Here is an 11,565-nt window from a genome sequence, read left to right as displayed (position 1 = left end):
ACGCTGCGCGCATCCGGCACCCACCACAGACAGGGGGAAGCGATGGGGACGATCGTGTTGCTGCCGATCGGCGTCGACGACACCGCCCTGGACCAGTGCCTGGGCGCCCTGGAGACCGGCACCGCTGCCGGTACGGCGGTGTGGCTGGCCGACGACGGGCAGGCCGGGCCCCGGGCGCAGGCGGTGATCGAGCACTGGCTGGCGCAGACCCGGCTGCGTGCCGAATACACCCGGCGCGCGCGCAGCATCGGCGAGGTGGCGCACCTGGATGAGATGCTGCAGGCCTGTGCCGGTGCCGATGTGGTGGTGCTGGCGCCCGATGCGATCCCCGCGCCGGGCTGGTTGCAGCAGCTGGAGGCCTGTTTCGCGCACGATCCGTCGATCGGCTCGGCCACGCCGTGGTGCAATGCCGGTGAAACCGCCGCCTGGCCACGGCTGGGTGAAATCAATCCGGTCCCGGAGGCGCTCGATGCCGTGGCCCATGCCTGCGCGGCATTGCCGCCAGTGCACCCCGAACTGCCCTCGGCGGTGACCCACGCGGTGCTGCTGCGCGGCAACGCGCGGCGCAGGGCGGGGGGCCTGGACGCGCACAGCTACGGCTCCTGGAATGCGGCGCTGATCGACCTGAGCCTGCGCATGGCCGGGCTGGGCTGGCGCAATGCGCTGTGCGAAACCGCGTTCGTCGCGCGGGCAGACGAGGGCCGTGCGCACGACGGGGACATGGACGCGCTGGGCACGCGCTGGCCTGGCTGGCGGCCACGGCTTGCCGCCTTTCTGATGGGCGATCCGCTGCGCCAGGCACGCCAGGCGCTGCAGCAGAGCTACCAGCAGGCGATAATGCCACGTGCACAGGGTGACCTGTTCGCGCCGCCCGCCGCACCGGAGTTTCCCGCTTGAGCCACGCCATCGCCGCCATCATTGTCAGCTACCAGAGCGGCAGCACCCTCGATGCCTGCCTGACCCGGCTGCGCGCCGCCCACGATGTCGCCGAGATCCGCGTGGTCGACAACGGCTCGACCGACGCGACCCTGGACATCGTGCAGCGCCACGCCACGGCCGATGCGCGGGTACGCTTCATCGCCAATCCGGACAACCCCGGGTTTGCGGCCGCCAACAACCAGGGCGTGGCCGACTGCCAGGCGCCGTGGTTGGCCTTCATCAACCCGGACCTGCTGGTCGTGCCGGACACACTGTCGCGGCTGTGCGCCCGCGCCGCCGAACTGGGCGACTGTCTGCTCGGGGTGGAACAGGTGGACGAGGACGGTCGCCGCGACGACGCGGTACGCCGCCGCGATCCGGATTTCGCCGCGATGCTGCGCAATCCCGGCCGTGGCGCGCGCCTGGCGATTCCGGCCGATCCGGCGCAGACCCTGCAGGTCGTGCCGGCGCTGTCCGGTGCGCTGCTGCTGATGCCACGGAGTCTGTTCGACCGCCTTGGCGGGTGGGATGCCGGTTACCGCCTGCATGCCGAAGACCTGGACCTGTGCCGCCGCGCCCGCGATGCCGGGGCGGTGGTGGCCATTGCCAACGATCTGCAGGTCACCCACGTCCGTGGCGTCTCCAGCCGCTCGCGGCCGTTCTTCGTCGAATGGCACAAGCACCGCGGACTGTGGCGTTACTTCCGCAAGTTCGAGGCGCCGCGCCGCAACCTGCTGGTGCAGGGCGCGGTATGGACAGCGATCTGGGCCCACGCGGCGGCGCAGGTGCCGCGCCTGCTGCGGGCACGACGCCCGGCCTGAGGCCGCACCGAGATGAACGCGTGGTCAAGCACGGCCGCGCCCGGGCGCCGGTGAACGCCACGCCCGGCGCATACTTTACCGGCGCACCTTCCGAACGCGCGTGGATTCCGCATGATCATCCAGTCCCTGCTCGACACCGACCTGTACAAATTCACCATGATGCAGGCGGTGCTGCACCAGCATCCCGGCGCCCAGGTGCAGTACCGGTTCAAATGCCGCACGCCGGGTATCGACCTGGCGCAGTACATCGATCAGATCAACGACGAGATCGACCACCTGTGCCGCCTGCGTTTCACCGCCGAAGAGCTGGACTACGTACGCGGCCTGCGCTTCGTCAAGCCGGACTTCGCCGACTTTCTCGGGTTGTTCCACCTGGACCGCAAGTACATCGGCCTGCGCGCATCGGACACCGTTCCCGGCGAGATCGAGCTGGACATCACCGGCCCGTGGCTGCACACCATCCTGTTTGAAGTACCGCTGCTGGCGATCATCAACGAGGTCTGGTTCCGCAATACCAGCACGCCCGACTTCGCCGAAGGCGAGCGGCGGCTGCAGGCCAAGACCGCACTGCTGCGCGATACGCCCGGCTTCGAGCTGTGCCGCATTGCCGACTACGGCAGCCGCCGCCGCTACTCGCGCGCGTGGCACGCGCGCATGCTGCCGATGATGCGTGATGCGTTGGGCGCGCAGTTCGTGGGCACCAGCAACGTGCATTTCGCCCGCCTGTACGGCATGACGCCGCACGGCACGATGGCGCACGAGTACCTGCAGGCGTTCCAGGCATTGGGGCCGCGCCTGCGCGATTCGCAGGTGGCGGCGCTGGAATCGTGGGCACGCGAGTACCGTGGCGACCTCGGCATCGCCCTGTCGGACGTGGTCGGACTGGAGGCCTTCCTGCGCGATTTCGACATGTACTTCTGCAAGCTGTTCGATGGCGTGCGCCACGATTCGGGCGATCCGTTCACCTGGGGCGACCGCATGCTCGCGCACTTCAACGCACGTCGTGTCGACCCGCGCAGCAAAGTGCTGGTGTTCAGCGACGGGCTCAACATCGAAAAGGTGATGCAGCTGTTCGACTATTTCCGCGGGCGCTGCCAGGTGGCGTTCGGCGTGGGCACGCACCTCACCAACGACCTCGGTCCGACGCCCCTCAACATCGTCATCAAGATGGTCCGCTGCAACGGCCAGCCGGTGGCAAAACTCAGCGACTCGCCCGGCAAGAGCATGTGCGACGACCCCGGCTACCTGGCCTATCTGCGCCAGGTGTTCGAACTTTCACCTGAGTAACGCGCCCACAGAGAGACAATCACATTCGGGTGGCGACACAAAGTGACGTACAGCGTCACATTGGATGTCGAAATGTGATACGCATCACGTTGAGCTGGCTAGGAAGCCCCACTTGGCCTACGATTTGCGTGATGGACGTCACACATCGTTAGTCAGCACATGGAGCGGTCAGGTGAAGGTTCTCTCTGTCTTTGGTACTCGCCCTGAAGCCATCAAGATGGGCCCCCTGGTCCGCGCGCTGGAAGCAGCGCCGGGAATCCACTCCGTGGTCTGCATCACCGGACAGCACCGGGCGATGCTTGATCAGGTGATGTCGCTGTTCGACATCCAACCCGATCACGACCTCGACGTCATGGTCGCCAACCAGACGCTCAACGGCTTGTGCGGCCGGTTGTTCGCCAAGCTCGATGCGCTCTACGAGCAGGTGCAGCCCGACCGCGTTCTGGTGCATGGCGACACCAGCACCGCAATGACCGCTGCGCTGGCCGCCTTCCATCGGCGCATCCCGGTCGGGCATGTCGAAGCCGGGCTGCGCACCGGCAACCTCGATCAGCCCTGGCCCGAGGAAATGAACCGCCGCGTCATCGACGTGGTCGCCGATCATCTGTTCGCCCCTACTGCCAGCTCCCGCTACAACCTGGAGCAGGAGAATCTCGGGGGCCGCATCACCATCACCGGCAACACCGTGATCGATGCGCTGGAACAGACCGTGGACCGCATCGATCGCGACGCGCCGCTGCGCGCGGGTCTGGATGCCGCGTTCCCGTTCCTCACCCCGGGTCGCAAGCTGCTGCTGGTCACCGGGCACCGCCGCGAAAGCTTCGGCGACGGCTTTGCCAACATCTGCCGCGCGCTGGCCGAGCTGGCCCGTCGCCCGGATCTGGAAATCGTTTATCCGGTCCACCTCAATCCGAACGTGCAGGGCCCGGTGCACCAGCACCTCGGCGGCCTGGACAATGTGCACCTGATCCCGCCGCAGGATTACCTGCACTTCGTCCGCCTGATGCAGCGCGCGCATGTGGTGCTCACCGACTCGGGCGGTGTGCAGGAAGAAGCGCCGGCGCTCGGCCGTCCGGTGCTGGTGATGCGCGATGTCACCGAACGCCCTGAAGCCGTGCAGGCCGGGGTGGTCAAGCTGGTCGGCACCGACGCGGCGCGCATCGTTGCCGAGGTTGGCGCCGCCTGCGATGCCGCACCGACCCCTGCCCGGTTCCGCCCCGATGCCAGCCCTTACGGCGACGGCCGTGCATCCGCGCGCATCGTCGCCGCGCTGCGCGGCGTGCCCTTTGACGAGTTCGTGCCCGGCCGTGCGGTCGACGCTCTGTCCACTCCCTTCCTGACTGAAGCCACCTCATGACCAAGACCAACCGTAGTACCGCACGCTTCTCCAAGGTATTGCCGCTGGCCCTGGTCCTGATCTGTCCCCTGCCGACGGCGCTGGCTGCCGACAGTGTGGCCGGCCAGTTCACCGAGTGGGCCGGCGACAGCACGGTCAGCCGCAGCATGACCCTCCGCGACCTGGGCTTCACCCAGCCGGTGGTGCTGAGCGGGCAGGAGAGCCAGCGCGAGATCTACCTGCCGGTGCCCGCCGGGGTGGAGACCCGCGAGGCGCAGCTGCAGCTCGATGCCCGCTACGTGCGCGGCCATACCGGGCGTACCTCCAGTCTGCTGTCGGTTGATGGCGACCCGGTCTCGGCGCGCTCGATCACCGACGCGCAGGGCGACGCCAGCCAGTTGATCGGCATCGACGGCTTCGCCCGTCCCAGCGGCTTCGTCCGCTTCGGCGTGGGCTGGTGGTCCGTGGTGTCCGACTACCAGTGCGCCGACCAGAGCGCGCCGGCCAACGTGTTGCGGCTGTCGCCGGACACGCGCTTCAGCTATCGCTTCGATGGCCGCCAGATCGACACCGTGGCCAAGGCATGGGGCGCGTTGCCGGCCCGGGTCCGCCTGCTGGTCGATGGCCGCGCGCTCGGCGTGGAAAGCTACGACGCGGCCTGGCGCGTGGGCACTGCACTGGAAAATGGCGGCAAGCGCGTGGACGTGGTGGGCCTGCCGGCCGTGGGCGGCACGGTGGACCTGCGCGGGCTGGTGATCCCGGCCAGCCTGGCCGGCATTCCCGCGTATGCCGCCCTTGCCGATGGCAGCGCCACCCACCGGATCGGCAGTCTGGCCGAAGTCGGCGCGCTGCTGTCGCTGGCCGACGGTCCGCTCGCGCCGGACGTGGCGGTGACCAGCGACCCGCTGCGTGCCGCCGTGCGCGCCGCGCTGGATGCGCTGGCGACCGAGGTCGCTGCGGCGTCGCCCGATGCGGCAGCGGCATTCACCCAGTGGCGCCGCGCCGACATGGCCGGCCTGGAAACCGCCCCGGGGACCGCGTCGGTGCAGGTGGCGATGGTCGGCGGGCGTCCGACCCTGCTGGTCGCGGTGGGGGCCGGCGCCAAGGTGGCCGGCCTGCTGACCGAACAGTGGCGCGCCTATGCGCTGGGCCGTTCGCTGCAGGTGGAGCAGGCGCTGCTGCCGCAGGCCGACAAGGACGTGGTGCTGCTCAGCCGCCTCGGAGCGATGGCCGGCACCCAGGACATCGTCACGCGCGGTGACCGCATTGCCACGTTCGATCTGGGCGCACTGTCCAGCGAAGGCCGTCTGCCCAGCGAAGTGGTGCTCGACGTGTCTGCCGCGCCGAACCCGGCCGGGCAGGGCGCGGTAGCGTCCATCTTCTTCAACGACTACCTGCTCGGCGCCAAGGTGCTGGCCAACGACGGCAAGCCGCAACGCCTGGTCGCCACCGTGCCCAGCTACGCGCTGGCCGCCCGCAATCAGGTAAAAATCAGCTTCCTGCGCCAACCGGCGCGGCCGTACTGCCATGACCCGGCCACCGGCTATCCGGTGTCGGTGCTGCCCAGCAGCCACCTGCGCCTGGCCGACCGCAGCATGGCGCCGGACTTCGTCGGCGCCGCCGCGCAGCTCGCCGGCAAGCACGACGTGTTCGTACCGGCGACCTGGCTGCAGGATGCGCCGGCCTCGCTGGCCAAGGTGATCCACATCGCCAGCGCCGCCGGCGCCTCGCCGACCCACGCGGTGCTCAAGGTCAGTGACGCCAAGGCGTCCATCGCGCCGACCGGTGCCTACCTGAGCTTTGCGCTGGCCCCGCAGGACGTGGCGTCCAGCGGCGCGGTGCGCGATGGCCACCTGGTGATCGCCGGCACCGGCAAGCAGGTGCTGCTGGATGTGGCCGGGCTGGACCAGTCGGCGCTGGTGGAAGTCGTCGGCAGCGGCGACAGGACCGGGGTGATCTACCGCGAGCTCGGCGCGCATGCGCCGCAGATCGGCGAACCGTTCCGGCTGATCCGCGGCAACATCGCGCTGCTGGACGGGCGTGGCGTGGTCCAGGACTTCGATGGCCAGGACCCGACCGGTGCCAACGTCGCCAAGCAGGGCAATCCCGAACCGGTCTGGCAGCAGCACATGGTGTGGCTGCTGGTGCTGGTGGGCGTGGTGGTGTTCATGCTGCTGGCCGCGCGCGTTGCGCAGGTCCGTCGTCGCCGCAAGTCCGCCTCGACCGGTCACTGATTCGCCGTGGACGGCCTGCACTGGGATATCTACCTGGCCAACTACTACGCCGGACTGGAAACGGTCGCGGCGGCGGTGGCCGTGTTGATCCTGATTTCCAGCCTGGACGACCTGTTCATCGATGTCTGGTATTGGGTGCGCGAAACCTGGCGCACCCTGACAGTGAAGAAGCGCCGCGAATACCGGCCGCTGACCCAGCAGGACCTGCTGCAGCGGCCGGAACAGCCGCTGGCGATCATGGTGCCGGCCTGGGCCGAGTACGACGTGATCGCGCAGATGGTCGAGAACATGATCGACGTGCTCGACTACCGCGAGTACATCGTCTTCGTGGGCACCTATCCCAACGATGCCGAAACCATCGCCGAAGTGGAGCGCATGCGCCGCCGCTACAAGCGGCTGCGTCGCGTCGAAGTGCCGCATCCGGGGCCGACCAGCAAGGCCGACTGCCTGAACTGGCTGATCCTGTCGATCTTCGACTACGAGAAGCGCCACGGCATCGAGTTTGCCGGAGTGATCCTGCACGACAGCGAGGACGTGCTGCACCCGATGGAGCTGCGCTTCTTCAACTACCTGCTGCCGCGCAAGGACATGATCCAGTTGCCGGTGACCTCGCTGGACCGCGAGTGGTACGAGCTGATCGCCGGCGTGTACATGGACGAGTTCGCCGAATGGCACGCCAAGGACCTGGTGGTGCGCGAGAGCGTTTCCGGCATGGTGCCCTCGGCCGGCGTCGGCACGTGTTTCTCGCGCAAGGCACTGCTGGCACTGAGCGAGGCCACCAACAACCAGCCGTTCAACACTGACAGCCTGACCGAGGATTACGACGTCGGCGCGCGACTGGCGGCGATGGGCATGCATTCCATCTTCGCGCGCTTCCCGGTGCAGTTCCGCGTGCGCCGTCCGTCGTGGTTTGGCTGGGGTCCGGTGCGCGAGCGCACCCAGGGCATGGCGCTGTGCGTGCGTGAGTACTTCCCCGACAACTTCCGCGCGTCCTACCGGCAGAAGGCGCGCTGGGTGCTGGGCATCGGCCTGCAGAGCTGGGAAACGCTGGGCTGGCGCGGCTCGCTGGCGACCAAATACCTGCTCGCGCGCGATCGCAAGGGCATTGTCACGTCCTTCGTCAGCATCATTGCCTACGTGATCTTCCTGCAGTTGCTGCTGTTCTGGGTGCTCAAGGTCAGCGGCCTGTGGAACACCCAGTTCCCCACCATCTTCCAGGCCGGCACCTGGCAGATGAACGTGGCGCTGCTGACCACCGCCGCACTGGCCACGCGCGTGGTGCAGCGCTTCTATTTCGTCAACAAGCTGTACGGCTGGGAACATGCGCTGATGTCGATCCCGCGCATGGTGGTCGGCAACATGATCAACTTCATGGCCACCGCCCGCGCGTGGCGGATGTTCCTGCTGTACCTGCTGTTCGGCAAGCGCATGGTATGGGACAAGACCATGCACGATTTCCCCAGCGCCTCGCAGCTTGTGCAGACCCGCAAACGCCTGGGCGAGCTGCTCACCACCTGGCAGGCGGTCGAGCCGGAACGGCTGGAAGAAGCGTTGCAGCAGCAGGAGGGCGGGCGTCAGCAGCCGCTCGGCCGCATTCTGGTCTCGCAGGGGTGGTTGGATGATGAAACGCTGGCCGAAGCCATCGCCTTCCAGGGTGACCTGCCGCGGGCGGTGATCGACGTGGCGTACCTGCAGAGCGGGCAGTTCCCGCTGCCGGTGGACGCATGCGTGCAGTGGCGGCTGCTGCCGCTGCCCTCGGACACGCCCGACGAACTGTCGGTGGCGGTCGCCAACCCGTTGTCCGAGGCCGAACAGGCGCAACTGCTGAAGGGGCTGCCGGCCACCTCGGTGGTGCAGTCGATCGCCCGCGAAAGCGAGATCAATGCCGGCCTGCGCCTGATCAGTGGCGAGACCTACCGCATCGACGCGGTGCCGCTGCTCGGCGACCTGCTGGTGGAAATGCGCCTGATCCCGCGCGACCAGTTCGAGCGCGTGCTGGACGAGTACAAGCCGCAGCGCGACGGCCGCATCGGCGACTATCTGGTCAAACATGGCGTGGCCACCGAAGCGGCCATCGCCACCGCCGTGCGCGAGCAGCACCGCCGCTCGGGCCTTCCCCAGTACAGTGCCAGCGGAGAGCTGAAGGCATGAGAACCACGCTGCTTTCGAGCATGATCGCGCTGAGCCTGCTCGGGCTGGGTTGCGCCAGCGCGCAGGCGCAGGAACCGCTGCCGCTGTCCGGCAACGCCTACCGCATTGCCGAGCAGGCGTTCGGTGCCTACGAGCGCGGTGACTATCCGCAGGCCTACCGCACGGCCACCGAGGCGGCGCGCCTGCGCCCCGACGTGGTCCGCCTGCGCCTGCTGCAGATCTACGCCGCGCAGAAACTCGGCCGCCCCGACGAGGCACGCCGCCTGGCCCAGCGGGCCATCGCCGATGGCCTGCGCGACCCGGCGCTGCCCGGTCTGGCCACTGCGGCGCCAGCGCGCGGTGCCTCCACCAGCGGCGGCCGCCCGTCCGCGGCCGCCCGGCCAAGCGCGTCCGAACAGGCGTACCAGCGTGCCTTCGCGCTGGCCACGCAGGCGTACGAGGCCTACAACAACGACCGCATGGATGAAGCGGCCAGCAAGGCCGAGCAGGCCTTCCGCCAGCAGCCGCAGCAGGGCGCCTGGGCGACCCTGTGGGTGGCGTCGCTGGAAGCGCAGCAGCAGTTGGAACAGGCCGATGCGGCGGCGGCGATGGCCATCCAGTTGGGCGCGCCCAATGTCGGCGACCTGCAGGCCAAGCGTGTCGCGCTGGGGCGCCAGCGCGCGGTCAAGCCGGCGCAGGAAGGCTACCAGGCGCTGATCGCGCAGGATTTCAACGCGGCCACCGGCTATGCCCGGGAGGCCGTTGCGCGTGCGCCGGACGTGGCATCCCACCGGCTGCTGCTGATGACCGCGCAACTGCTCGACGAGCAGTTGCCTGCGGCCGAGCGCACCGCCGACCAGGCGCTGGAAAACGACAGCGAAGATACCGTGGCACTGGTCATGCGCGCATACCTGCGCCAGCGCCAGGGCAAGACCGAGGCGGCCAATGCCGACTTCGATGCGGCCTTGCAGCAGGACTGGCTGGACGACCAGCAGCGGCGCAATGTGCGACTGCTCGCCACCGATGCCGCCATCGCGGCCGGTGACCGCGCGCGCGCGGCGGCGCTGCTGCAGCCGCTGCAGCAGGACACCTATGCCGACCTGGATGGCGATGCGCGCCAGGTCCTCGAGGCTGCCGTGGCGCAGCGTGCCAAGACGCTGCGCCATGCCGGAAGCGGCAAGGAACTCACCCTGGCCGATTACCCTGCACCGTTCCAGCAGTGCCGCGACACGCCCTACGGCACGCAGTGCGAACTGATGCCGGCCGACCTGCAGGGCGAAGGCGGCCCCGCGCAGCGTGCCTACGCGGCGTTCGGCCGGCAGGACTACCAGGAAGCGATCCGCCAGGCGCAGCGCGCAGTGGAGGAGGATCCGCAGAACCCGACACTGCAGTCGCTGCTGACCACCACGCTGTCGGCCGGTGATCGCGCCCAGGCGGCACAGGCCCGTGAGCGGCTGGATACGGCGTTGGCAGCCAGGCCCGCCGATGCCGGTCTGCTGATGCAGCGCGGCTACCTCAACCAGCGCGTCGGCCAGCCCGACCAGGCGCTGGCCGATTTCCGCGCGGCCCAGGCCACCGGCAAGGCACCGCCGACCGTGGTGCTGGACCAGGCCTACGCCAGTGCCGCCAGTGGCGACAACCGCCAGGCCGTGAGCCTGCTGCGCGGCGCCATCGACAGCGCCGACGCGGGGACGCTGAAGCTGGACAAAAGCCAGCGCTACAACACCCGCAGCTCGATCGCCAATCTCTCGCGCGAATGGGGCATCACCGCCTCGGCCGGCTACCGCGGTGCGCGCCAGGCCGCCACCAATCTGGGCGGCGCGGCCATCAGCACGCCCGGCGATTCGGTGTTCGGTACGCTGGAAGCGTTCTGGCGTCCGCCGGCGTTGAACACCCGCCACGGGACGCTGGAGGCGTATGCGCGCATCGCCAACACGCTGTACGACGAAGGCGGGACCTACGAGTCGATCCTGGCCGTGGACCCCTGCACGGGCGTGGCGACCGAAGACGCACGCGCGCGTGCCGAACGCCTCAGCCGGTCGCGCTCCATTGCCGGCTGGCCGTCCACCATCGCCTCGTTCGGCGTCCGCTACGCCTTCGGCCAGACCGGCCTGAGCGCCGGCATCGAGCGCCGCCAGTTCATCGGCACGGCCACCCGCAACGGCGGCGTCTACCCGGATTCGGCGGCGATCCAGTGCCGTATCCAGCTGGAATCCAGCCAGCCGCTGCAGATGACCACCGCCGCGCGCTACCGGCTCAGCGACAACGCCGGCGGCTGGATGTCCTACCTGACCTACGGCTTCTACAACGGCACCGGCGTACGCACCGACGTCAATCAGTGGTGGACCATCAGCGGCTATGCCCAGGCCGGCTTCAGCTGGGATGACAACCGTGCGCATTTCACCGTCGACCGCATCGACATGAACGGTGACACGATGGCGCGCCTGACCGACTCCGACGGCCGCCTGCGCCGCCAGCAGTGGTTTGGCGCGGCCGAGCTGCGTGCCGGACGCAGCTACCGTTTCGGCGCCGACCAGACCCGCTGGGTGATCAATCCCTACCTGGTGGTCGGTGCGGACTGGATCGATCAGCGTTCCAAGGTGCGCGGCATCGCCTATCCGTTGATCGGCGCGCAGTCCTTCGACCTGTCCGACACCGCCAGCAGCTGGTCGCTGGGTGCCGGGCCGGGCGTGGGCGTGCGCTACTGGTTCCGCGAAGACCACTACAACGCGGCGCGCTCGTACCTCGATCTGGGCGTGCAGTACCGCTTTGCCATTGGCGGCGGCGACACCCAGCGGGCCAAGGGCCTGTTCGCCACCGCCACGCTCTACTACTGACC

General features: G+C 68.8%; 7 protein-coding genes. All 7 read left to right on the top strand.

Annotation, left to right across the window (positions count from 1 at the left end):
- The first annotated feature begins 42 nt into the window (after positions 1–42).
- Complete coding sequence (locus ACPEH8_RS15130) at positions 43–897, top strand: glycosyltransferase family 2 protein (protein WP_017356672.1); 855 nt, start codon at positions 43–45, stop codon at positions 895–897.
- Entirely contained in the window at positions 894–1,739 is an 846-nt protein-coding gene (locus ACPEH8_RS15125) for a glycosyltransferase family 2 protein (RefSeq protein WP_017356673.1), read from the top strand. The genes ACPEH8_RS15130 and ACPEH8_RS15125 overlap by 4 nt, the downstream gene beginning before the upstream one ends.
- A gap of 111 nt (positions 1,740–1,850) precedes the next feature.
- Positions 1,851–3,026: a nicotinate phosphoribosyltransferase gene (gene pncB / locus ACPEH8_RS15120; RefSeq protein ID WP_313274885.1), complete on the top strand. Its 1,176-nt coding sequence runs from the start codon at positions 1,851–1,853 to the stop codon at positions 3,024–3,026.
- Between the two features lie 172 nt (positions 3,027–3,198).
- On the top strand, positions 3,199–4,383 hold the full coding sequence (gene wecB / locus ACPEH8_RS15115; RefSeq protein ID WP_017356675.1) for a non-hydrolyzing UDP-N-acetylglucosamine 2-epimerase: 1,185 nt from the start codon (positions 3,199–3,201) through the stop codon (positions 4,381–4,383).
- A complete protein-coding gene (locus ACPEH8_RS15110) occupies positions 4,380–6,596 on the top strand; it encodes a hypothetical protein (RefSeq protein WP_423667317.1) in 2,217 nt (738 codons plus the stop codon). Before wecB ends, ACPEH8_RS15110 begins: the two co-directional genes overlap by 4 nt.
- A gap of 6 nt (positions 6,597–6,602) precedes the next feature.
- Positions 6,603–8,747, top strand: a complete 2,145-nt coding sequence (locus ACPEH8_RS15105; RefSeq protein WP_136003638.1) for a glycosyl transferase family protein — start codon at positions 6,603–6,605, stop codon at positions 8,745–8,747.
- Entirely contained in the window at positions 8,744–11,563 is a 2,820-nt protein-coding gene (locus ACPEH8_RS15100; protein ID WP_423667314.1) for an NfrA family protein, read from the top strand. Before ACPEH8_RS15105 ends, ACPEH8_RS15100 begins: the two co-directional genes overlap by 4 nt.
- Positions 11,564–11,565 lie beyond the last annotated feature (2 nt).

It is taken from the genome of Stenotrophomonas sp. NPDC077461, assembly GCF_049545475.1.
In the GTDB taxonomy this organism is placed as follows: domain Bacteria; phylum Pseudomonadota; class Gammaproteobacteria; order Xanthomonadales; family Xanthomonadaceae; genus Stenotrophomonas; species Stenotrophomonas nematodicola.
This window is presented reverse-complemented; position numbering and strand designations above follow the sequence as displayed.